Genomic DNA, 24,030 nt, shown 5'->3' with positions numbered 1-24,030 from the left:
GGCGCCCGCACGTGAGGGGAGGGCTGTTACCGCCCCGCGATCGGGTTCTTCAGCTTGCCGACGAGCTGGAGCGCGCCGGACGGGTCCGCCAGGTCCACCATCTGCTTGTTGTTGCGCAGTTGGAGGCGGTTGAGGCAGGACAGGGAGAACTCGGGCGCGAACATGTCGTACTGCCGGAATTTGTCGGCGAGTTCGGGCGTCGACTCCTGGTACTCGCGCACCGACTCGGCGACCGTCCGCCAGAAGTCGTCCTCGTCGAGGATGCCCTCGGCCGCGAGGTTCGCCGCCAGGAAGCGGAAGAAGCAGTCGAAGACGTCGGTGAAGATGGACAGGAGTTTTTTGTCCTCGGGGACCTCGACGCGGATCCGCTCGACCGCGGGCGGCAGTACCGCCTGCGGGTCCATGACGGCGATCTCCTCGGCGATGTCCTTGTAGATCGCGCGCCGCACGGCCCCGTCCTTGAGGACGAGAATGACGTTCTCGCCGTGCGGCATGTAGACGAGGTCGTAGGCGTAGAAGCTGTGCAGCAAGGGCGTGAAGTAGGCGTGGAGGTAGCGGCGCAGCCACTCCACCGGAGCCAGTCCCGACTGCTCGATCAGCGCGCCGGCGAAGGACGCGCCCTGGTGGTCGACATGGACCAGGGAGGCCATGGTGGCCAGCGACTCGCCCTCCTGGAGTGTGGCGACCGGGCTCTCGCGCCACAGGGCGGCGAGCATTTTGCGGTACGGGGAGTAGCGGTCCGTCGCGGCCTCGTACTCCAGGTGGCGGTAGCCGACCGCCGCGCGTTCACGGATGACCGACAGTCCGGTGGACTTGAGCACCGGGTCGTTCTCGACGAGCTGGGCCAGCCAGTCGTTGATCGCCGGGGTCGCCTCCATGTAGGCGGCCGAAAGCCCGCGCATGAAGCCCATGTTGAGGACGGACAGCGCCGTCTTGACGTAGTGCTTGTCGGGGGCGCTCTTGTTGAAGAACGTCCGGATCGACTGCTGGGCCAGATACTCGTCGTCGCCCTCGCCGAGGCAGACCAGACGGCGCTCGGCGACCTCGGCCGCGAAGGTCACGGAGAGCTTGTTCCACCACTGCCAGGGGTGGACGGGGATCAGGAGGTAGTCGTCGGGGTCGAGGCCCTGGTCGGTGAGTTTCCCGGCGAACCGCTCGACCGTCTCCGCGCCCAGCTCCGCGCGTACGAAGGACTCGTACTCGATGCCCACACCCGCCGTGAAGGCAGCCCGGGAGCGGTGCGCGGCCAGCCACACCAGCCGGACCGGGCTCGCGGTCTCCGGCGCGTACGACAGGTACTCGTGGATGCCGAAGCCGAGCCGTCCGTTGTTGGCGACGAAGCAGGGGTGGCCCTCGGTCATACCGGTCTCGATGGCCTGGAAGCCGCTTTTCACGAGTTCGGCGGACGGGATCTGCGGCTTGGTGAGCTTGAAACAGGTGCCCGAGACAGTGGAGGAGATCTCCTCCAGATAGACGGGCAGTACCTCGTCGCTCAGGCCGAGCGAATTCTTCAGCTCGATGAAGAATTCGAGCGCGGCAAGCGGGAGTTCGGCGCCGTCGCGGTGCCGGGTGATCGACTCGGCGTCGACCTGCCAGTGGTCGAGCGAGCGGCGGACGGCGGTGAAGTGGTAGCGGGTGAGGCCGTCGTCGCTGCGGATGACGTACTCGCCGTCCTCCCGCGCCTCCGGGGTGATCAGCCGCTCGTGGGCGAACTCGGCGAGGGCCTTGCGGATCAGGAGGCGGTTGGCCTGCGCCCAGCGATCGGGGGAGAGGTGAGCCACGGCGTCGGACAGGGTCATACGGCTACTCCTCGTACCGCTGCTGCGAACTGCTCCCGGGTACAGAAGCTCAGCAGCGCGCGCTTCTCCGGCTTCTCGATCTCGCGCTCGGGCACGAAGCCGACGGCCTCGTTGAGCGCGTGCACGGCCTTGTTGCTCACGTCGGGTTCCACGACGACACGCCGCGTCGCCGGGTCGGCGAACAATTCCTCCATCACCGCGGTGATCACGGCCCGAGTGAAACCGTGCACGGGCGTGTCCGTCGGCGCGACCAGGAAGTGCATGCCGACATCGCCGGGCTCGGGCTCGTACAGGCCGACCAGTTCGACATACCGGGGGTCGTAGCGCTCCATCAGGAAGACGGGTTCGCCGTCCAGCAGGCCGAGGAACGCGTCGTGGTGCTCGTGGGCCGCGATGGCCATGTACTCGCGCTCGACGTCCTGGAGTTGCGCGTTCTGCATCATCCAGAACGCGGCCTTCGGGTGGGTGACCCAGCCGTGCAGCAGTTCGGCGTCCCGGAGAGGGTCGAGCGGGCGGATGCTGAAGCTGGTGCTCATACGGCGAACTCCTGGAACGCGATGGTCTTCTCGACCGGGTAGTACTCGGTGCCGAGCAGCTCACGGATGATGGACGCGTTGCGGTACGCGCCCATGCCCAGGTCCGGCGACGTGATCGAGTGCGTGTGGACGCCCGCGTTCTGCAGGAAGATCCCGCGCCCCGTGGTGTCGATGGCGTAGTTGCGGGCCAGGTCGAAGTTGCCGTGGGAGTCGTAGCGCAGCCGGTCGCGCACCGGCTCGAGGAACTCGGGCTCGGCGTACTTGTAGCCGGTGGCCAGGATCAGACCCTCGGACTGCAGCTCGTAGTCCTTGCCCTGTTCCTCCTGGCGCAGGCCCAGGGTGTAGGTGCCGTTCTCGTGTCGCGCGCTGTTCAGGGCGGAGTTGGTGAGCAGTCGGGTGGGGACCGGGCCGCCGATGTTCTTCTGGTAGAGCAGGTCGAAGATGGCGTCGATCAGCTCCCCGTCGATGCCCTTGAACAGGCCCTTCTGCTCCGTCTGAAGGCGGTAGCGGGTCTTCTCGGGCAGCGCGTGGAAGTAGTCGATGTACTCCGGGGAGGTCATCTCCAGCGTGAGCTTGGTGTACTCGAGCGGGAAGAAGCGCGGGGAGCGTGTGACCCAGTTCAGCCGGTAGCCGTGGACGTCGATCTCGCTCAGGAGGTCGTAGTAGATCTCGGCGGCGGACTGACCGCTGCCGACCAGAGTGATCGACTCCTTGCTCTGGAGTTCCTGCTTGTGCTGGAGATAGCGGGAGTTGTGGATGAAGTCGCCGCCGAGACCGGCGCAGGCCTCGGGGATGTGCGGCGGCGTTCCGGTGCCGAGGACGAGGTGGCGGGCGCGGTAGAGATCACCGGCGTCCGTCCGAACGACGTACACCTCGTTCTCGTCCTCGTACGTCACCTCGGTGACCGTCGTGCTGAAGCGGACGCTGCTCAGTTTCGACGCGGCCCAGCGGCAGTAGTCGTCGTATTCGACCCGGAGCGGGTAGAAGTTCTCGCGGATGTAGAACGAGTACAGACGGCCCGATTCCTTCAGGTAGTTGAGGAAGGAGTACGGGGAGGTCGGGTCGGCGAGGGTCACCAGGTCCGACATGAACGGGGTCTGGAGGTGCGCGCCCTCCAGGAACATCCCCGAGTGCCACTCGAAGTGGGGCTTGGAGTCGAGGAAGACTCCGTCCAGTTCGGCGATCGGCTCGGTGAGGCAGGCGAGGCCGAGGTTGAAGGGGCCGAGCCCGATCCCCACGAAGTCGTAGGTCTTGTTCGTGGATTCAGGAAGCGCGGTCAAGGGACTCTCCCAGGTACTGCTCGGCGTGGCCGGCGATCAGATCGAGTACGGCGGCGATGTCGTCGACCGTGGTCTCGGGGTTGAGCAGGGTGAACTTGAGGTAGTGGCGGCCGCCCACCTTGGTGCCCGCGACGACGGCGTCACCGGAGGCGAACAGGGCTTTGCGGGCGTACAGGTTGGCGCGGTCGATCTCGGCCGGGTCGGTGACGTGGGCCGGGATGAAGCGGAAGACGAGGGTGGACAGGGACGGCTCCACGACCACGTCGAAGCGCGGGTCGGCGGCGAGCAGTTTCCAGCCCTCCTCCGCCAGGTCGCAGACCTCGTCGAAGAGTTCGCCGATGCCGTCGGCGCCCATCACGCGCAGCGTCATCCACAGCTTGAGCGCGTCGAAGCGGCGGGTGGTCTGCAGGGACTTGTCGACCTGGTTGGGGATACGTTCCTGCACCGAGCGGACCGGATTGAGGTACTCCGCGTGGTAGGTCGCGTGGCGGAGTGTCGCGGCGTCGCGGACCAGCACGGCGGAGGAGCTCACGGGCTGGAAGAAGGACTTGTGGTAGTCGACGGTGACCGAGTCGGCGCGCTCGACGCCGTCGATGCGGTCCCGGTTCTTCAGCGAGGTGAGCAGCCCGCAGCCGTAGGCCGCGTCCACATGCATCCATGTGCCGAACTGGGCGCATAGTTCGGCTATTTCGGACAGCGGGTCGATGGAGCCGAAGTCGGTGGTGCCGGCGGTGGCGACGACGGCCATGGGGACGAGGCCGTCACGCTTGCACCGCTCGAGCTCGTGCGCGAGGGCGAGTGTCTGCATCCGCTTGTCGTGGTCGACCGGGATCGAGACCACCGCATCGGCGCTCAGGCCGAGGAGTTTGGCCGACTTCTTGACGCTGAAGTGGCTGACCTCGGAGGCGAAGATCCGCAGCTTGCCGAGGCTGTCGGACTTGGCCTCCTCGCGGGCGAGCAGCAGTGCCTGGAGGTTGGACTGGCTGCCGCCGCTGGTGAACACGCCGTCGGCGGCCGGGCCGAGGCCGATGCGCTCGTTGGTCCAGTCGATGAGCTTGCGCTCGATGAGGGTGCCGCCGGCCGACTGGTCCCAGGTGTCCAGGGAGGAGTTGACGGCGGAGAGGATGGCCTCGCCGAGCACCGCCGGGATGACGACCGGGCAGTTGAGGTGTGCGAGGTAGCGCGGGTGGTGGAAGTAGATCGCGTCCCGGAGGTAGACCTCTTCCAGCTCGTCGAGGGCCGCGGTGGTGTCGTGCAGCGGGCGGTCCAGGTCGATCTGCTCGATGCGGGGGGCGAGAGCGTCGACCGTGACACCTGTGAACGGGTGCTCGGTGGTGGCGAGTTTGGCCGCCACCCGCTCGACTCCTTCGGTCACGGATCGGCGGTACCGATCCGCGGTCGTGTCATTGAGCAGGTGCGAGCGCATGTGGGGGTCCTCCGTGCGGGAGAGTCCGAGCGGGACGGGAGACAGGGTGGGGGCGGCCGGGACGAGGAGAGGGACGGGGTCCCGATCTTCAACTTAGGCTAGCCTAACCTAAGTCGATCTCGCGACCCCGTCCCTCTGGTGTCTTCAGTGACGTACGCCTCTGTTTGAGCCGGCGTGAGGCGCCCCGCCCCTTCGAACTACTCCCCCTGCTCCCGCAGCTGTTCCTCCGTCAGCCCGCGCCGCCAGTAGCCGACGAAGGTGACCCGGCGGCGGTCGATGCCGCGTTCGCGCACCAGGTGGCGGCGCATCTCCTTCACGCACCCGGACTCGCCCGCGATCCAGGCGTACGGGTTCTCGGCGAGGGGCAGCTGGGCGGCTCGTACGGCGTCGACGGCCATGGGGGAGCCGTCGTCGCGTACGAGCCACGTGATGTCCGCGTCGGCCGCGGTGACCAGTTCCTGGACGTCCCCGGCGTGCTGGACCTCCAGCCAGGCCCGGGCGCGGGTACCGGCCGGCAGTGACTCGAGGATCGCGGAGGCGGCGGGCAGAGCGGTCTCGTCCGCCCACAGGACGACCAGGTCGGTGTCGGCGGGCGGGCGGAAGCGGATCGCCCGGTTGTCCGCGATCGCCGGGCCGAGCAGCACGACACGGTCACCGGCCGCCGCGCGGGAGGCCCACCGGGACGCGGGGCCGGCGGGGGTGTCGGCCTCCGGACCGGCGGCGGTCTCGGCCTCGGAACCCGTGCTCGGCTCCACACCGTGCAGCACGAAGTCGATGTCGATCTCGTCGGGGTCGCGTCGCAGGGCGCGCAGGGTGTACGAGCGCATCACCGCCCGTACGTCGTCCGGGAGTTCCCGCCAGCCCTGCCACCAGCCGTCGCCCAGTTCGTAGGGGACGGCAGGTTCGGTCTGGCCGGGGTGCGGCAGGAACAGGGACAGGCTCTGGTCCCGGCCGTGGGAGGCGAAGTCCGCCAGGTCGGAACCGGCGAAGGTGATCCGGACCAACGACGGGCCGAGCCGCCTCGTCCGTACGACCTGGAGGGAGAAGAAACGGAACGGGGCGGCTACGGCCGTCGTCATGAGTGCTCCTGAGTTGTCGTCAGGGGATCCCGGCAGTCCCGGCCGGGACTGGGTCAGGCGACCTTCTTCGCGTTCTCGATGGCCTCGGCGAGGTTGTCGAGGAGCGGGGTGCACTTGTCGTACGACACGATCGGCTCGGGGGAGCGGGCGATGACCTGGCCGGCCTTCACGGCGGGCAGCTTCTTCCAGGTGGCCTCGGTGATGTCGGCCGGCTGGATGGTCGCGCTGCGGTCGTCCATGATGATGATGTCGGCCGGGTACTTGTCGACGTTCTCCCAGCTCAGGTTCTCGAACCAGCCGCCGCTGGCCTTCAGGGCCTTGGCGGAGGGCTCGACGAGGTTCACGCCGAGCGCCTTGAAGTACTCCAGGTCGATGGAGAAGTTCGAACCGGAGACGTAGAAGATGTCCTGGCTCGCGGAGCCGGCGAGGACCTTGATCTCCGGGCGGGCCTTGGCCGCTGCCCGGAGCCGCTCGGCAGCCGTCTCGAACTTCTTCTTCGCCTCGACGATCTCGGCGGACTTCACGTCGGCGCCGAGCGACTCGGCGAGCGCGAGCATGCGCTGCAGCGACTCGGGCATCTGGCGGTCGTAGACGGAGATGCCGACACTCGGGGCGAGCTTGAGGATCTTGTCCTTGGACTCCTCGGGGACGTACCAGAGGGTGCCCGCGTCGTCGAACATGGTGGAGAGCAGCACGTCGGGCGCGAGGGCCGCGTACTTCTCGATGTTGAACTGGCCCCAGGCGTTGCCGAGGACCGTCAGCTTGCTGACGTCCATGTCGCCGGCCTGGACATCGGCCTTGCCGTCGGCGGTCGTGGTCGGGCCGAAAACGCCCTTGACCTCGATGCCGTAGTCGTACAACGCGGCGGCGACACCGGTGAAGGCGACGATGTTCGCCGGGGTCTTGTCCAGCTTCGCGGTCGTGCCGCGGTCGTCCTTGAAGGTCCAGGGGCCGGACTTGGCGGTGGCGGCCTTCGTCGAGTCCGAGCCACCGCTTTTCGAGTCGCTGTCGTCGCCGCAGGCAGTGAGCACGGCACCGAGGCCGAGGGCGCCGCCGGCGGCGAGGATGCCGCGACGGGTGAGGTGGGTGGCTCTGGCGTTCGACATGGTGTGGCTGCTTTCGGCACGGGGCGGAGCGCCGCCCGCGGGACAAGTTCGAAGGTAGGTTAGCCTAACCTCATTATTTGTCCAGGTGGCGGGTGCGGTGTGCCTGAAGTTGCGGGCCGCCTGCGCGACCGCTCGGGCGATGGATCGAGCCTCAACTCGCGCTTGATCAGCGCCCGTTGTGCCTCACGCGCGCCATCGCTCTGCCCTGCGTGCGGCCTGGAAGTCGCGTGGGTGGGCCCAACTCTGCATGCCTTTTGCTGATTTCAGCCATGACCGGAGTCGAACAAGACAATTGCAGGGCGTCTATCGGGGCAGGTCAGGGCATATTCGGCAGGCAAAGGCGTGGCCTGCGTCGCTAAAGGTTGACCAATTCAAGTAACGGCAATTCAACTCTGCGTGTCCTGTAAGGATCTTGTGAGTGGAGTGGAAGCCGTGAAATTGGGGTGGGGCTTCGTGGCGCCCGTATGGAGGGCGCGAAGATCGCGTGGTGTGCTTCTGGGGGGCGTGGCCGCGTCGTTGGTGTTGTCGGCTCTGCCCGCGCTGCCGGTGGAGGCAGTTGCGTCCGTGGCTGCAGCAGATGTGGCACCGGGCGTGGTGGACGAGTCGACCGCGCTCGCCCAGGCGAAAGCTTCCGGCGAGCCGGTGGAGGTGACGGCAGACCGTACCGAGTACTCGACGACGCATGCCAATCCGGAGGGTTCGTTCAAGCTGACGCAGTCGACCACGCCCCAGCGCGTGAAGAACAGCGACGGGACTTGGGGCACCGTCGATCCCACGCTGGAGCGGCGGCCTGATGGTCGTATCGCCCCTACCGGCGCGGTGGTTGACCTGTCCTTCTCCGGCGGCGGTCCAGGCTCGGAGATGCTCCACCTCGCTGACGATGGCCGCTCGATCACTCTGGGGTGGTCCGGTTCGCTGCCCCAGCCGACACTGGATGGTGCAACGGCCACCTATGCCAACGTGTTCGACGGGGTGGATCTCCAACTGACGGCCACAGCGGAGGGCTACCGCGAAGTGCTCGTCGTCAAGACGGCTGAGGCGGCGCAGAACCCCGCGTTGGAGCAGGTCAAGCTCGCGGCTTCGGGGGATAGGCTGACCCTGATGCCCGGTGCCGGTGGCGGTCTTCGGGCTGTCGACGAGGACGGGAACGCGGTCTTCCGCGGGCCCGCGGGACAGATGTGGGACTCCGCCGGTGACGCCGACGCCGGCCCGCGAACTCAGCTCATGACGTCCGGTGCAGCGTTATCCGCAAGTGGAGCACCGCTGGACGACCCCTCGCAGCCCGGTGACGGGGACGCCAGTGCCGTGCTGCCGGTCAAGGTGGATGACGGCGCCGTTGCCGTGCACCCTGACCTGGCATTGCTACGCGGCGAGAACACGGTCTACCCGGTCTATATCGACCCGTCCGTCGGCCTGGGTGTCTCGGAGCGCACGAAGATCTCCTCCGACGGTGACGAGTTCTGGATGTTCGACGGGGATAAGGGCGTCGGCAAGTGCGGTACTGCGGACGGCTATTACTGCGGGGGCGGCTATGTCGACCGCATGTACTTCGAGTTCGCGCCGACCAAGCTCGCCGGCAAGTACGTGCTCGATGCCACGTTCCGGGCGCGTGAGACGTGGTCGTTCAACTGTGATCCGCACTGGGTGGATCTGGAGCGGACCGACAACATCTCCGAGGGCACCGGCTGGCCGGGGCCCAAGCAGATCGACCAGATGGGCGATCGATATGTCTCGGCGGGTCGCGGCTCGCTGTGCAGCCCGGACCAGCCGGACCAGTGGGTCGAGTTCAACGACAACCCCGACGAGTCGGACGAGAACCTGAAGAGCACCGTCCGCTCCTTCGCCGACGGCAAGATCAACCGCCTCACGCTGATGTTGCGAGCCAAGGACGAGTCGGACCCGCGCGCCTGGAAGCGGTTCGACGACAACGCCGAACTACAGGTCACCTTCGCCTACAAACCCGGCATTGCGACTGATGTCGGCATCATTCCAGGCAACGGTACGACGGGGTACTGCAAGAAGTCCTCGTCCGATCCTCTCATCGTCACCCGCAAGGATCCGATGATGCAGGCTCGGATCCAGACGCAGGTCGAGTCCCACAAGGGTGATGAGGAAGGGGCCTTGCAGGCCGAGTACGTCGTAGAGCGTGGTGACGACGCCGCTTGGCACCAGGTGTGGACCGGACACATGCCGGATACCGGCTGGCACCCAGACGGCACGCTGGAGAAGCTCCGCATCACCAACCGCGCCGAAGGCGGTCTGTACCGCTACAAGGCACGGACTCAGTCGCACTGGTCCTACGCGGGCAAGAGTGGCGAGCTCTGGTCCCCGTACACCTCCTGGTGCTACTTCAAGATCGATTCATTGGCGCCGAAGGAGCCCAGGATCACCGCTGGCTCCCCGTACACCGAGTGCGCCACGATTTGCGACGGCAAGGGGGGTCCGGGAGTGCCAGGCAGCTTTACTTTCCAGCCGAACACCGCGGACATTGACAGCTCTGGCCATACCGATGTCACGTCCTATGAGTGGAAGTTGCTGTCCACTCCCGCCAAGGCGGTCACCGGCAGTACCAAAGTCACAGTGCCGAACGTGACGCCACCGCTGTCGGGCACCCAGGTGCTGTCCGTACGGGCCAAGGACGTCTACAACCGGTGGGGCGCTTACCAGGAATTCCTCTTCAAGGTGGAGCCCGCCCAGGGCGCGGTGGGCCGCTGGCGCCTCGACGGTGGACCGGGTTCGGGTGTGATGACGACCAAGGACACCGCGACCACCGGCGGGGCCCGTCACGATGCGACGTTGGTGGGGGAGGCGGGGACCGGCTGGTCGAGCCGGGCCCGGCGAGGGGACGCCGACTACTCGCTTCGTCTGAACGACGACACCACGGATCCGGCGCAGCAGACCGGATACGCGGCGACCTCTACTCCTGCGATCAACACCCAGGGCTCGTTCACGGTCTCTGCCTGGGTTCAGCTGTCCAATGCCTCGGCCAACCGGGTGGTGCTGTCCGCACCCGGAACGGACAGCAGCTCTTTCGCACTGTATTACTCCGCCTCCTACAAGAAATGGATCTTCAACCGTACGGACAAGGACCTGGCCAGCCCGGTGTACGTCCGCTCCCTTGCGGACAACGAGAACCCGCCGCTGAACGTGTGGACGCACCTGGCGGGTGTGTTCAAGACGGAGGGGGACGACAACCTTCCGGACTCCGACCCGGCCAACGACACCATCCAGCTGTTCGTCAACGGCAGGCCCCAGGGCCAGCCGGTGGTCCTGTCCAAGGCGGCCTCGACGTATACGCCGTGGGCTGCCACTGGAGGCCTGCAGTTCGGCCGGTCCAAGGCGGGCGGCAAGTACGGCGACTACCACTTCGGTCTGTTGGACGAGGTCGCAGTGTGGCAACGCTTCCTCGATCCGGCAGAAGTCGCCGAAGAGGCGCAGGTGTTGCAGGACGGTGTGCCTGCCAACGAGCTCGTCGCACAGTGGGACGCCACGTCCGCCAAGGGCGCTGAGATCCCTGAGGGAACGGCGTATCCCCTGCCGTCGATGAAACTGTCGGCATCCGGCGGCACGCTGGATCAGGAGGACAACGCACTGTTCCTCGACGGCACGGCTGGATACGCCGCTACCACCGGTCCGGTGATCGACGAGAACGGCTCGTTCACCGCGTCGGCGACAGTCCAATTGGACGCAGAGAAGCTCAACACCAAGCCGGTCGGCTACCAAGCGCAGGTCGCCGGGCAGCGCATGGGTGGAGAGTCGTCCTGGGCCCTTTGGGTGGTCAAGCCCGCAGACGGTGTCTACCAGTGGAAGTTCACGCGCACCGCGGTCGGCTCTGACGGAAAGGTCACCCAGAGCGCGGAGGTGCCAGCAGCGGATGTGGCCGCGACGGGCACGTGGGTTCAGCTCACGGGTGTCTTCGATGCCCAGGAGTCCTGGGAATGGACGGATCCGTCCGACGGCTCCAACACCGAAACCCGCTACGGAAAGCTCCACATGTATGTCGGAGAGTACGACCAGCCGTCCGAGGGGGTTGCTGGATTCACCACCCCGCAGCAAGGGAGCGGCGAGCTGAGTCTCGGCCGCGGCACCGCAGGCGGTAGCACGGGCAACTATCTGCCCGGTGGTCTGCAGGACCTGAGGATCTGGACCGGGGCAATGTCCGCCGATCAGGTCCGCTCCCAGGTCCTGGCCACGCCCGACAACATCTGAGCCCCCTGTCGTCCACAGCTGGGCGGCCCGCGCTGTGAGCGCGGCCGCCTGGCGGCGGTGGCGCGTGCGCTGCCCCTCTTCTTTTTTCTCTCACCCAACTCAACGGCATGCGCTGGGCACGAGGCTGCCCGAGCGTAGGAAGAAGTCACATGAACCTCTTCGGCATGCCACGGCCCGGATCGGGCCGTGGTGGCGGGACCAGAAGACGCTGGCCCCGCCACATAGCTGCGGCTAGCGGCCTGGCCCTGCTTCCTGGCCTTCTCACCCCCGTTGCCTTCGCGGCGGAAGCTGATCCCCTGGGCAACCCCGGACTGAAGGCGCCACGCGCAGCCAAGGTCAGTCCGTTCACGGCCGAGGTGAACAAAAGGGCCGCTGCCACGGTGAAGAAGTCCGCCGAGGCGGATCAGTCCGCGTCAGCGCGAGCCCGCCATGACCAGCAGCAGCGGACCATTTGGCCCACGTCGGGCAGGACGTCCCTGAAGGTTCCGGCGAAGGGCACCGCCAAGGCGGCCCCGGGTGCTCTGCCCGTCACGGTGGCCAGGCCCGGCAAGGGCAAGGCGGCCACGTCTCTGACGGTGCAGGTTCTGGACCAGAAGGCGGCGCAGTCGCTCGGTGTTAAGGGTGTGGTCCTCAAAGTCACCGGCCCCAAAGGCGGCGGAAAGGCCCGCCTCGGCCTGGATTATTCGGCCTTTGCCTCTGCCTATGGCGGCGACTGGGCCGGACGCTTGCAACTCTCTCGGCTGCCGGACTGCGCCTTGGACGATCCGTCCAAGGCGGGGTGCCGCAAGCCTACCGGCCTCGACTCCAGCAACGACCGTGCGAACGCCCGCATCTCGGCACCGCTGAGTCTCGCGTCCAACGGCGCACCCATGATGGTGGCTCTTGCGGCCGGAGCTGGCGCCAAGTCGGGCAGCGGTGACTACAAGGCGACCCCGCTGTCTGCTTCGTCGACCTGGGAGGCAGGGGGGTCGTCGGGCACGTTCACGTGGTCGTATCCGCTGCGAGTGCCGCCCGCCGCAGCGGGAGCCGAGCCCGCCCTGTCCATCTCGTACGACTCCGGCAGTGTCGACGGGCGTACCGCGAACACGAACAACCAGGGCAGCCAGATCGGTGAGGGTTTCGATCTGACCTCGTCCTTCATCGAGCGCAAGTACGGCTCGTGCGACGACGACGGGCAGAGCGAGAAGTACGACCTGTGCTGGAAGTACGACAACGCGTCCTTGGTCCTGAACGGCAAGGCGACTGAGCTGGTCAAGGACGACACCACGGGCAAGTGGCGGCTGAAGAACGACGACGCCTCCACGGTCACCCGTTCCACCAGCGCGGACAACGGTGACGACAACGGCGAGTACTGGACGGTCGTCACGGGTGATGGCACGAAGTACGTCTTCGGCCTGAACAAGCTCGATGGCGCGGGCGCCGACGACCGCACCGAGTCGGTGTGGACCGTACCGGTGTTCGGGGACGACGAGGGGGAGCCCGGGTACTCCGACGGCACCAGCTTCTCCGGCCGGGACAAGAAGCAGGCCTGGCGCTGGAACCTCGACTATGTCGAGGACACCCACGGCAACGCGATGTCGTACTGGTACACGGCCGAGCACAATAACTACGACAAGCTCGGCGACGACAACACAGGCACCGATTACGTCCGCGGTGGCTATCTGAAGGAGATCCGCTACGGCCAGCGCGCCAGCGCGCTGTTCTCCGGCTCGCCCGCCGCGTCCGACAAGGTCGTGTTCTCGTACTCCGAGCGCTGCCTGGCCTCCGGGACCGGCTGCGACGCGCTGACGACGGACACTCGGGACAACTGGCCCGACGTACCGTTCGACACCATCTGCAAGGACGACGACAAGTGCACCGGCAACGTCGGCCCGTCGTTCTTCACGCGTAAGCGTTTGACCACCATCACCACCTCCGCTTGGAACGCGGCTGCCTCGACGCCGGCCTTCGAGGCGGTGGATGTCTGGGCGCTCAAGCAGTTGTACCTGGACCCGGGTGACACGGGTGACTCCACCGACCAGTCGCTGTGGCTCGATGAGATCAAGCACACTGGTAAGCGCGGGACCGATCTCTCTCTGGACCCCGTCAGGTTCACTCACGAGATGCGTCCCAACCGCGTCGACGGTGCGGCCGACGACATCCTGCCGCTCAACAGGCCGCGGCTGAAGACCGTCACCTCCGAGACCGGCGCGAAGACCATCGTCACCTACGCGGACGCCGACTGTGTCGCGGGTCAGACCATGCCCAAGGTCGACGAGAACACCAAGCGCTGTTACCCCGTCTACTGGTCCCCCAACGGGGAGAAGGACCCGATCCTCGACTGGTTCCAGAAGTATCCGGTCACGGCGGTTTCCTCCACGGATACCTACGGCGGCTCCGAGGACGTGCAGCACGCTTACCAGTACTCCGGTGGCGGCGCCTGGCACTACAACGAGGACCCGATGACGCCGGCCAAGGAGCGCACCTGGTCCATCTGGCGCGGCTACGGCAAGGTCACCCACCTCACCGGCATCTCCGGGCGCACGCAGAGCAAGACCGTCACCGTGTACATGCGTGGCATGAACGGTGACCGTGTCCTGGGCTCGGACGGGAAGACTCCGGACGCGGACGCCCGTAAGACTGTGAAGGTCTCTGGCATCAAAGCCGCCGACATCACCGACTCGGACCAGTACGCGGGATTCACCCGCGAATCGGCCACCTATGACGGTGACACCGAGGTCTCGGGTGCGGTCAGCGACCCCTGGTCGAAGCGGACGGCGACCCAGCACAAGTCGTACGCGGACACCGAGGCGTACTACGTGCGCACGGGGGCCACTCACGCCCGTACGAACATCACCAGCAAGGTCGCCCCGTACGACCGGGTGCGCACGGTGAAGACCACCTACGACGACTACGGCATGGCCGACACCGTCGAGGACCAGGGCGACGACGCGGTCAGTGGCGACGAGAAGTGCACCCGCACCTGGTATGCCCGCAACGACGACAAGGGTCTCAACTCCCTTGTCTCCCGGACCCGTACCGTCGCCAAGACCTGTGGTACCGCCGACTCGGCGCTCGACCTGCCCGCGGACTCGTCGCGTCCGGGCGACGCCATTGCCGACACGGCCACGATCTATGACGACACCGCGGCCACATCCTGGTCCGCGAGCCAGAAGCCGACAACGGGCGACGCGGTGTGGACGGGCCGGGCCAAGGGCTACGGCAGCGACGACGCTCCGACCTGGCAGAAGACCGCCACGAGTACATACGACAGCCTGGGCCGCTTGCGCGTGGTCAAGGACACCAATGACAAGCTCGTCGCCGACACCACCTACGTTCCGACCGACGGCGGACCGCTGACCGCCACCAGCGCCAGCAATTTCAAGGGGTACAAGACCACCACCGCTGTGGACTTCGCCACCGGTGCGACGGTGAAGTCCACGGACCCCAACAGCAAGGTCACGGAATCCGAGTACGACAGTCTCGGGCGCGTCACCAAGGTGTGGCTGCCCAACCGCTCCAAGGCCCTGAGCAAGACACCGAATTACGTCTACGACTACAAGATCACAAGCTCGGCCATGTCCTGGGTGTCCACCGGCGCCCTCAAGGGCGACGGCTCCGGGTACAACACCAGCTACACCTTCTACGACTCGCTGCTGCGTACCCGGCAGACCCAGTCCCCGACCCCGGAGGGCGGTCGGCTCATCTCCCTGGCCCTGTACGACTCGCGCGGGTTGGCGTTCACCCAGCAGTCAGACATTTGGGACAGCACCTCGACGCCGGCGTCCACGCCGGTGGAAACCTCTGAGGGCCAGGCCCCGATCCAGACGGACACCACCTACGACGGCGCCGAGCGTGCGATCAAGGCGGTGACCAAGGTCCACAGCGCGACCCGATGGACCACCGAGACCACGTACACCGGTGACACGGTGTCCACGAGCGCTCCGGCAGGCGGTCAGGCGACGACGGTGGTCGCCAACGCCCTGGGCCAGACCACGGAACGCCGCGAGTACGCGGGCCCCAAGCCGACCGGTACTGCCTACACCACGACCGGCTACACCTACCGGCCGGCCGGCCAGCAGGAGACGATCACCGGCCCCGATCTGTCCAAGTGGTCTTACGAATACGACCTGTTCGGACGCCAGACAGCGGCCGCAGATCCGGACAAGGGCAGGGCTACCACCGAGTACAACGTTCTCGACCAGGTCACGAAGACCGTCAACGCCAACAAGTCGAACAACACACTGCTGTATGAGTACGACGATCTCGGCCGCAGGACCGGCATGTGGCAGACCGACAAGACGGATGCCAACAAGCTGGCGGCCTGGGGCTTCGACGCCCTGGCCAAGGGCCAGCAAGACACCGCCACGCGCTATGACGGCGGGGTCGCAGGCAAGGCGTACACCCAGAAGGTTACGTCGTACGACAACCTCTACCAGGTCACCGGAAGTCAGCTGCTCCTGCCCGACACCGATTTCACCGCAGACATACCGAAGGTCCTGTCGTTCACTACTGGTTACAACCTGGACGGCACTGTTAGCCAGTCCAGCGCACCGGCGGTGGCCGGCCTCGCGGCGGAGACGGTCTCCTACACCTATAACGCCACCGGCCAGCAGCTCACCTCGAAGGGAACCACGGGCTACCTCCAGGGAGCGGAATTCTCCCCGCAGGGCGACCTGCGCCAGCTCACCCTGGGCATGGACGGCAGCAGTTCGGCGAAGAAGGCCTACGCCACGTGGCTCTACGAAGACGGCACCCGCCGCCTCACCCGAGCCCAGGTCACGGACGATGTCCACAGCTACCCGCTCCAGGACCTGAACTTCACCCAGGACGACGCGGGCAACGTCACGTCCATCTTCGACACCACCACCCAGGGCGGCACCGCCAAGGCCGACTACCAGTGCTTCGCCTACGACGGCTACCGCCGCATGACCGAGGCCTGGACGCCCAAGACCGCTGACTGTGCCGCGACGGGTCGCACGATGACCAACATCGACGGCGCGGCGCCGTACTGGACGTCGTACACGTACAACGGCGGCGGTCAGCGTCAGACGGAGACGCAGCACACGTCATCGGGTGACAAGACCACCACGTACAAGTACGACGACACCACGGACAACAAGCCCCACACGCTGGACAAGACGACGGGCGCCACGACCGGCAACTACGTCTACGACAGCACGGGCAACACCACCTCCCGCCCCGGCCCCACAGCCCAGCAGACGCTGGCCTGGAACACCGAGGGCAAGCTCGCGGGGCTCACCGAGAACACGAAGGAGACCAGCTACCTCTACGACGCAGGCGGCGAACTGCTGATTCGGCGTGCCAAGGGCGACGGGGACACAGTCCTCTACTTGGGCGGTGGCACCGAGGTCCGGCTGACGGTCAAGGGGACGACGAAGACCCTGTCGGGCACGCGGTACTACGCGGCCAACGGCCAGACCATCGCCTGCCGTACCGCGGTCTTGGGCACCACGGGCACGAAGCTCAGCTTCCTTGCCGCGGACCATCACGGCACATCGAACGTCGCCTGGGATGCGAGTACGTACGCGATCACGAAGCGCTACAGCACGCCGTTCGGCGGATCGCGGGGCACGAAGGCGACGAACTGGCCCGACGACAAGGCCTTCCTCGGCAAGCCGGCCGACGCATCGACGGCACTGACGCACGTCGGCGCTCGCGAATACGACCCCGGAATCGGCCAGTTCATCAGCGTCGACCCGATCCTCTCGATCGATCAGCACCAGTCGGTCAACGGCTATAGCTACGCAGGAAACAGTCCCGTAACCCAATCCGACCCCACGGGTCTGCAGTACCCCGTTGACCAGGGCGGTAGCGGTGGCTCGAACGGCACCGGCTGCTACTTCGTCCTCACGGACCCCTGCGGCGGCGTCACCACCAAGCCGGGCGGTAGCGGCGGTGTGGGCGGTAGCGGTTGCTACTACGTGTTGACCGATGCATGTGGGACCTCTGGAGGTGGCGGTGGCGGCGGTGGCGGAACATCCCACACGGGCAGTTCCGGTCACACCAGCAGTGGTGGTGGCGGCGGTCCGAAAACCGGCCCCGGAGATTCCGGGGGGTGCGGATCGTGGGGATTCTTTGCGAGCTTCTGCTCTGACGTTGGGGAATCGTTCTACGGTCTAGTAAGCAACGCCCCGCATATGGCCGAATACGCTGGCTGGATCTTCGACGGTGACTGCCGAGGAAACGGTGGGCCCGGATCGCCGGGCTGCGACTATGGCGCTCAGTTCGACAACTGGGTGGCTGGCTATGGCTATGACACTTCTAGCGACGCGTATCAGGTTCCGAGTGCTCTCGCGGCGATTTTTTCTCATCGCCCGGGATCTGTGAATGCTGGTAAGCCCGGAGGCCCTCGATTTCGCGCGCCGGGGTTCAGAACTGCATCACAAGCCGGGATCAGTCCGAACGACGCGCGGCGTATCCAAAATGCTGCCGATAAGGCCGGGCAGCCGGTCATCGTAGTTGGAAGCCGCGCGAACGGTAGCGCCAACTCGGCATCGGACTGGGATTACATTTTGTCTGGCCCGTCGAGGTCCCGGCATAGTCAGCAGAGCTCCCTGCCAAGGGGGACCGGGGATGGCGAAGGAAGTGGCCGAGGGCGCGACTTCTGGCAGAACTACAATCCAAGTCGTCCGGACTATGCAGAATTGGACCCGAGTAAGCCCTATGTCATATTCGAGCCCCGGAGTCGGTGATCAATTGAAACCGTCGGAACGAATCATCAACGAGGTTGCCCAGGGACTCCTTGACTGGGAGGAGGGGGTGAGCTGGTTCTCTTCTCTGGAGCAGGTCGAGCAAAAGGCGGTACTGCATGAAGTGGTTCGCTACTCCATGCAGGCCCACGCAACGGCGGAGGACGGCCGAGAGGGCGTTTTGCGATCCGGAGTGAAGCCGACAGCAAATCCCGCTGTTCTGATTGTCAGGGAACCGCTACTCCAGCAAATGGGAAAAATTATTAATCTTCCTGAAGCTGAGTATGTGAAGGCGTTTCGTGTTCTCCTTTCCACTTTCGTCGTGGCGGATACGCGGCGGAGAGAGCTGGAGTGTCGAGGAAGTTGCAGCCACGCTTGGCATAACCTGACGTAGGAGTGATCGGCGGGCCTTGCGGCCTCTCGGCAGCGCCATCAAGTACCGGTCACCACGTCTACCTGAATTCGGGGCGGCGTACAAAATGGGAGCCCCCACCAGGCGCGTGCCTGGTGGGGGCTCCCGGTCGTTTGACGGCAACGGTGACGGCAACGTCAGCGGATGGTTGTCGTGGAGGGCGGGTCTCCTCGGTCGTCGTTGCCCGTGCCGAGTACGTCGTTGAGGGTGTCGATGGCTTGGCGTTGGAGGCGGATTCGTACGTGGGCGTAGACGCCGGCGGTGACGCCGATGTGGGCGTGGCCAAGAAGTTCTTTGATGACGACGAGGTCGACGCCCTGTTCCAGGAGCAGGGTCGCGGTCGAGTGTCGGAGGTCGTGGAAGCGGATGCGGCGGAGTCCGGCCCGGTTGAGGAGTCGGCCGAAGCGGCGGGTGAGGTTGGCGGGGTCGAGAGGGCCGCCGGTCGGGGTGGTGAAGACGAGCCCGCTGTCTGACCAGGCAGTCCCGGCGACTCGACGTTCCTCCTGCTGGCGTTCCTGGTAGTTCTTGAGGGAGTGGACGCATTCGGTGGGGAGGGCGATGCGGCGTTCGGAGGCGCGGGTCTTGGTGTGCAGGGTGGTCAGGCCGCCAGTGCGGGAGCGGTGGATGGTGGCGGTGCCGCCGTCGAGGTCGAGGTCTTCCCAGTGGAGGCCGAGGAGTTCGCCCTTGCGGAGTCCGGTGCGCAGGGCGAGTTCGTACAGGGCGTGCAGCCGGTCACGGCTGGCCGTCTGCAGGAATTGTCGGGCCTCGGCCGCCGTGAGGGGCTGGAAGCGTCTGGGTCGGGGCGCGGCGGTCTTGACGTTCCGGGCGACGTTGCGCGGTAGTTCGTCCTCGCGGACGGCGTGCTCCAGGGCGGACTTGAGGACCGCGTGAACGTACGTCACGGTCAACGGCGACAGCGACTTGCCGCAGCACTGGTCGATGGCGCAGCAGAGCCGTCGGTTCGCGTCCTGGTCCTGGGCGCAGCACTGGCACGTGGTGCGGAGCCGGTCAAGGAAGGTGCGCACGTCGCGGGCGGTGAGCCGGGCGAGCTTCTTGACGCCGAGTTCGGGGATGAGATGGAGGCGGATGCAGGCGGCGTAGCGGGTGTGGGTGTTCTCCCGGAGGTGATGGACGGCGACGTTGTCCAGCCAGTACGTCACGTAGGCACCCACGGTGCTGTCGGTCGCAGCGATGGGAAGGCCGCGGTTGCTGGCGGCGATCTTCTCGGGGAGCTTGGACAGCGCGTCTTTGCGGGTGGTGCCGTAGACGCGGATGCGCTTGCGGGTGTTGCCGGGGGCCAGCACGTATACGGCGGCTTCCCAGCGTCCGTCCTTGCGCTGGTAGACGGTTCCGTCTCCGTTCGCGGGTGCGGGAGCGGCGGGACGGAGCGGGGCGGGGTGTCATTAGGAAGCTTCCTGTTCGAGGCGGGTGCGGATGAAGTCGGTGAGCGCGTGGGTGGGGATGCGGCGGGCGCGGCCGAGGGTGATCGAGGCGAGCTGGCCGGAGCGGAGCAGGTCGTAGACGGCCGAGCGGCCGAGCTGGAGACGGGCCATCACCTGCGGCACCGTGAGCAGATCCAGCACCGGTGCCGCTTCCGAGTGGAGGACGGCGAGAGGGGCCGAGGCCATCAGCAGCCCCCTTCGGCCGCGAACTGCCGTTCCAGTTCTTTGCGGTGCCAAACGTGGGCGGCGAGGACTCCGGCGCCGGGGCTGTAGCCCGAGCCGTGGTAGGCCCAGTGCCCGACGACGAGAGTGGTGGTCGGGTCGATGTCAGGCAGTCCGGCGTGGGTGCGGGCCTGTTCGGTGCGCCAGGCGCGGCGGGCGTCGCGCAGCGCGCCGAGGGTGGTGAAGCAGCTGCGGGACTTGGTGGAGAAGTGGCCCCGGAAGCCGAGCATGTGTGCCCACTTCCAGAGCTTGAGGTGGGAGAACTCCGGCAGCTTAAACCGAGTTTGTCTCCGTCGTCGGCTGAGCGCTTGACATCGTAGGCGTCGCAGCCGCCCCCTAGTATCGGGATCCAACTACATGCCGCGCGCGAGCGCCGACGTGCGTCAGTGCCGTCGATTCGCCACGTAGGCGGCCACGGCCTGGTCGGTGAATTCGGCGTCGGTGCCGAAGGCCGTGATCTCGCGTACGGACCACCACGGCACGTCGAACGTTGCCTGGGACGCGAGCACGTACGCGATCACGAAGCGCTACAGCACGCCCTTCGGTGCATCGCGCGGTACGAAGGCGACCACCTGGCCCGACGACAAGGCCTTCCTCGGCAAGCCGGCCGACGCATTGCCCAGCTCCCAGCAGGTGCGGATCATCTGCCGGACGTGGCGGGTGACGGCGAGCCGGGGCAGCGGCCGGGCCTGCCCGGTGCCGCCGCAGGCGGTGCACGGGAGCGGCGTCCCTTGGGGTAGGACAGTGGCGCCGCGTCCCTGGCAGGGGCGGCAGAACAGGGCGCGGTCAAGGGCGCCGGAGGCGTCGGCGGACTTGGTGGCGTACTTCCGGACTCCTGCCCATTGGGGACTTTGGCAAGCTGGGAAAGCAGTTCGACAGCCTTCAGACAGCGTGGAAAAGCGCGCGTCACGTTCGTGGAATTGATCCCAAGACGGTGGTCGATGCTCTTCTGGCCACTGGTCGGATAAAGAAGGCGGTGAACGTAGCTGCGGCCACGGTCGATGTCAGAGGGCTCAGCCCCATGGTCCTCGTCGCAACGAGCGGTCGAGAAGCACGAAAGGGGATGGTTCCGAGCCCTCTTGATGCTGTGGGTGGATATCCGCAGCGATACGTACCTGTTGGTCGGGCTTCTGACTCCGAGCAGAAGATTTTCAACTATCTTGCTGACAAGCTAGGGCCACCCAATGATTACGCATCGGGGACGATTGGGCTCCATTCTCAAAGGGTCATGTGCGACTCGTGTGACGGTGTAATGAGATCGTTCCAGAGTGACTACCCGAACATTAGGATCGTTGTGACCGAGGGGTGACATTATTCATTACCCAGGCTCTGTCCGCCTGCGTCGGGCGGGCAGAGCCTGGGTAATTGTCGCCATGCTAGGCTGTCAATAAAATTGACCTGAAATCTGGAGTAGTGCGATGGAGATGTCTCCGGCCAGGCTGGCCCTTGAGCAGGATGACCTTCCGGAGTTGCGGAGATTGCTGGACGCCGGGTGGGATGTTCATGAAGAAACCAACGGATTTACGTTGCTTCATGCTGCTATTGATGGAGAGATAGAGGGGCATGTGCAAACGGGTGACCCCCTGCATGTTGACGCCACTGCACTACTCCTCTCCAAAGGTGCTGATCCTGTGCGGCGTTCACATGGGGGAGGGGGCGTGTCGGCTCACCATATGGCGTTTGTGAACGGCCATTGGCTAGCAGTAGAACTGTTTGAAGCCTGGCTGCGGTGGAATGGCATCAGTAATGAAACTAGTAAATAGGGCGCCACCTAGTAATTGATCCAAATGAAGTCTGTTGCGGAATGACCCTGTTGGCTCATGCGATTGACTATGAGGCTGACACGGCAATCCAGGCTGGTTGCGAAATGGGGTGACTCTAACTAAAAAGCGGCAGTATGACCCCTGGAGAGAGTCAGTCTTCGAGCCACACCGAAGCCCGTGTCATCCGGATGTCTGGGGCCACCAGCATGGATATCAACGGCGGTCCCTACTCGAAGCTGGCACCCATCAACCGAGGCGACACGGTTACCATTCACGGGCTGAACCCTCCGTGCCCCTCCTGTCAAGGAAAGATGCAGAAAGCGGCACAGGAAATGGGAGTGACCTTTGTGTACAAGAACAGCGGTAAGGAATGGAGTTGGAGTGGATGAGTGGCATTTCCCCCTATTGGGAGATCGCGGCACTGGTGGTCGGGGAAGAAGTTCCCGGTGTGACTTTCTCGGTCTTCATTGGTGACGGAGACGACGCGGCGGCGAACGGTTACTACTTTGACCTCCAGCGTTTTCTGGACGAGCAACCGGACGAGCAGAATGTCAGGAATGGAACGGATAGCTACTGTGTCGTAAATGAGAGTGGAGGTGTTCACTATGGCGGCCTTAAAGGAGTATCTCTATTGCCTGGCCTCCTGACTCTAAGCTTTGACGACGAAGCCGTTAAGGTGCTGAGCTTGCCCTCCAATCTCATTCCGTTGGGGATTGCGTCGAAGGCTGACTTCAATGAGCTGAGGGCCGGACTCCATCGCGTCCTCACATACGGAAATCCGCAAAAACTACCGAGGCTGAATCTAATGTCGTGTGAATGAAGTTCTTGGACAGTGGCGTCGGGTGCGGTTGAATGGCGTATGCGTGTCGCTCTGCCTTTGGCCGTCTCCGACGGGGACCGTGAGCCTCGATCGTTCATGAGTCCTCGTCGGTTTGCTGACGGGGACTCTGCGTTTGTGTGGTGCGGTCTTTTCGGGGCTGGGGCAGGTTGAGGGCCCGGCTCTCGCGTCGGGTGGGCGCCGGGTTCCACTTTCCCGGTGTGGTGGTGCGGGTTGTCGGGACGGTCGATGTGGCTGGTCAGCCGGGGTTCGGCAGTGCATGGAGCCGGTCGATCGTGTGGCTGATGACGGTGGTCCACGGCCATCGTGCGGGTATGCGGAGCCAGCGGCGGCGGCCGGTGGTGACGAGTTGGGCGGCGGCGGAGAACAGGCGGAAGCGGAGCTTCCTGGGTTGCCAGCGGCGGGCCTTGCCGGTCAGCGCGAGCATCGGCTATATCGCGCCGGAGTCTGATATGGAGAGCCTGCGCGGTGGACTACGTAGAGTTCTGACCTACGGAAACCCAGAGAAGGTTCCGTCGGTATTGCAGCTCTGAGTAATACGCCAGATCGGCGGCTCAGGTTGTCAACTGAGCAGCCGATCGTTGTAGGTCAAGGCAAGCAGGCGAGTGTCGGGGTGTGCGAGGTGCGCGTGCGCCTGGTGTTTCCACACCATCCAGCCGGGCCTCGAGTCGGTCGCCTGTGACTGCGGTGGCGCCCGCCTTGTCGGCGAGCAGCCCATCGAGGCGGCGACGCACGTGCGGGGGCGCGGTCACTCGCCGTCGAGGTTCTCGTAGTGGTCGCACAGGGCGTTCAGGGATCGGGCGAGTCGCTGTGCGTGCGCGATTCCTGCGGGCAACCCGTGGCCAGGCTTGAGGCCGAGTCGCGTACGGGCCTCGCCGACGCAGGCGAGTGCGCACGCGCGGGGCACGTCGTCCTCGGGGAGCTTCTGCGCGGCACCCTCGACTTCGGGGATGGCGACCATGATGTGTCCACGGAGCCGGAGCGTCAGCGTTTCCAGCTCGTCGAAGTCAGGCGGCTCTGCGTCCGGCGCGAGCAGACGGCTTGCGCCGGCGCGCATTGTCGTCACGTCCAACGGGCGGGAATCCCGGTCTTCGGTAGCTGGCGGGTGGGTTGTAGCGTGTCGCATGTTGACGCTCCTCAGCAGCGTTGGCCACGCCCCGGGGCCGTGTCAGCGGTCGCCGGGGTCTTCTTGCAGCCATGACCGTAGGTACACCGAGAGCGCTGTA

The 24,030-nt window shown here is 65.8% G+C and carries 16 protein-coding genes and 2 pseudogenes; 7 read left to right on the top strand and 11 right to left on the bottom strand.

From position 1 onward, the window contains the following. Positions 1-26: 26 nt before the first annotated feature. The 6 genes from ACX28W_RS09965 to ACX28W_RS09940 all read right to left on the bottom strand — a co-directional run bounded on the left by ACX28W_RS09965 (position 27) and on the right by ACX28W_RS09940 (position 7,226). Positions 27-1,799: an IucA/IucC family protein gene (locus ACX28W_RS09965; protein ID WP_458998476.1), complete on the bottom strand. Its 1,773-nt coding sequence runs from the start codon at positions 1,797-1,799 to the stop codon at positions 27-29. Continuing rightward, positions 1,796-2,335, bottom strand: coding sequence for a GNAT family N-acetyltransferase (locus ACX28W_RS09960; RefSeq protein ID WP_458998474.1), 540 nt, complete (start codon positions 2,333-2,335; stop codon positions 1,796-1,798). Before ACX28W_RS09960 ends, ACX28W_RS09965 begins: the two co-directional genes overlap by 4 nt. Beyond that, the gene (locus ACX28W_RS09955; protein WP_458998472.1) at positions 2,332-3,615 is read right to left on the bottom strand and encodes a lysine N(6)-hydroxylase/L-ornithine N(5)-oxygenase family protein; all 1,284 of its coding nucleotides are present in this window, start codon (positions 3,613-3,615) and stop codon (positions 2,332-2,334) included. The genes ACX28W_RS09960 and ACX28W_RS09955 overlap by 4 nt, the downstream gene beginning before the upstream one ends. After that, positions 3,599-5,041, bottom strand: coding sequence for a lysine decarboxylase DesA (gene desA / locus ACX28W_RS09950; RefSeq protein ID WP_458998470.1), 1,443 nt, complete (start codon positions 5,039-5,041; stop codon positions 3,599-3,601). Before desA ends, ACX28W_RS09955 begins: the two co-directional genes overlap by 17 nt. A 197-nt stretch (positions 5,042-5,238) precedes the next feature. After that, on the bottom strand, positions 5,239-6,120 hold the full coding sequence (locus tag ACX28W_RS09945; protein WP_458998468.1) for a siderophore-interacting protein: 882 nt from the start codon (positions 6,118-6,120) through the stop codon (positions 5,239-5,241). 53 nt (positions 6,121-6,173) lie between these two features. Next, entirely contained in the window at positions 6,174-7,226 is a 1,053-nt protein-coding gene (locus tag ACX28W_RS09940) for an ABC transporter substrate-binding protein (protein ID WP_458998466.1), read from the bottom strand. Between the two features lie 591 nt (positions 7,227-7,817). Here ACX28W_RS09940 and ACX28W_RS09935 point away from each other — a divergent pair. The 3 genes from ACX28W_RS09935 to ACX28W_RS09925 all read left to right on the top strand — a co-directional run bounded on the left by ACX28W_RS09935 (position 7,818) and on the right by ACX28W_RS09925 (position 18,521). Beyond that, complete coding sequence (locus ACX28W_RS09935) at positions 7,818-11,435, top strand: laminin G domain-containing protein (protein ID WP_458998555.1); 3,618 nt, start codon at positions 7,818-7,820, stop codon at positions 11,433-11,435. A gap of 149 nt (positions 11,436-11,584) precedes the next feature. Then, a complete protein-coding gene (locus ACX28W_RS09930) occupies positions 11,585-18,130 on the top strand; it encodes an RHS repeat-associated core domain-containing protein (RefSeq protein ID WP_458998464.1) in 6,546 nt (2,181 codons plus the stop codon). Continuing rightward, positions 18,012-18,521, top strand: coding sequence for a DUF5958 family protein (locus ACX28W_RS09925; RefSeq protein ID WP_458998462.1), 510 nt, complete (start codon positions 18,012-18,014; stop codon positions 18,519-18,521). Before ACX28W_RS09930 ends, ACX28W_RS09925 begins: the two co-directional genes overlap by 119 nt. A 155-nt stretch (positions 18,522-18,676) precedes the next feature. Here ACX28W_RS09925 and ACX28W_RS09920 read toward each other — a convergent pair whose 3' ends face one another. The 3 genes and pseudogenes from ACX28W_RS09920 to ACX28W_RS09910 all read right to left on the bottom strand — a co-directional run. Then, positions 18,677-19,843 carry a tyrosine-type recombinase/integrase gene (locus ACX28W_RS09920; RefSeq protein ID WP_458998460.1) on the bottom strand — a complete coding sequence of 389 codons (1,167 nt, stop codon included), beginning with the start codon at positions 19,841-19,843 and terminating at the stop codon, positions 18,677-18,679. Positions 19,844-19,942: 99 nt separating this feature from the next. Continuing rightward, a complete protein-coding gene (locus ACX28W_RS09915) occupies positions 19,943-20,167 on the bottom strand; it encodes a helix-turn-helix domain-containing protein (RefSeq protein WP_458998458.1) in 225 nt (74 codons plus the stop codon). Next, positions 20,167-20,670, bottom strand: a pseudogene (locus tag ACX28W_RS09910) (replication initiator); the annotation flags it as partial. The pseudogene ACX28W_RS09910 and the gene ACX28W_RS09915, both read right to left, overlap by 1 nt. Before the next feature lie 554 nt (positions 20,671-21,224). On the opposite strand from ACX28W_RS09910, the gene ACX28W_RS09905 reads away from it, so the two are divergent. From ACX28W_RS09905 to ACX28W_RS09890, 4 genes are all read left to right on the top strand, one after another. Continuing rightward, positions 21,225-21,512, top strand: a complete 288-nt coding sequence (locus ACX28W_RS09905; RefSeq protein WP_458998553.1) for a deaminase domain-containing protein — start codon at positions 21,225-21,227, stop codon at positions 21,510-21,512. 109 nt (positions 21,513-21,621) lie between these two features. Continuing rightward, positions 21,622-21,966, top strand: coding sequence for an ankyrin repeat domain-containing protein (locus ACX28W_RS09900; RefSeq protein WP_458998456.1), 345 nt, complete (start codon positions 21,622-21,624; stop codon positions 21,964-21,966). 134 nt (positions 21,967-22,100) lie between these two features. Beyond that, entirely contained in the window at positions 22,101-22,355 is a 255-nt protein-coding gene (locus ACX28W_RS09895) for a hypothetical protein (RefSeq protein WP_458998454.1), read from the top strand. Beyond that, positions 22,352-22,786 carry a hypothetical protein gene (locus ACX28W_RS09890; RefSeq protein WP_458998452.1) on the top strand — a complete coding sequence of 145 codons (435 nt, stop codon included), beginning with the start codon at positions 22,352-22,354 and terminating at the stop codon, positions 22,784-22,786. The genes ACX28W_RS09895 and ACX28W_RS09890 overlap by 4 nt, the downstream gene beginning before the upstream one ends. A 256-nt stretch (positions 22,787-23,042) precedes the next feature. Here the strand turns inward: ACX28W_RS09890 and ACX28W_RS09885 are convergent. Beyond that, positions 23,043-23,234 (bottom strand): annotated as a pseudogene (locus ACX28W_RS09885) (transposase); the annotation flags it as partial. 318 nt (positions 23,235-23,552) lie between these two features. After that, the gene (locus ACX28W_RS09880) at positions 23,553-23,861 is read right to left on the bottom strand and encodes a DUF6415 family natural product biosynthesis protein (RefSeq protein ID WP_458998450.1); all 309 of its coding nucleotides are present in this window, start codon (positions 23,859-23,861) and stop codon (positions 23,553-23,555) included. Positions 23,862-24,030 lie beyond the last annotated feature (169 nt).

The organism is Streptomyces sp. SD15 (genome assembly GCF_054462255.1).
The sequence above is the reverse complement of the archived record's forward strand: the minus strand, read 5'-3'. Positions and strand labels throughout refer to the sequence as shown.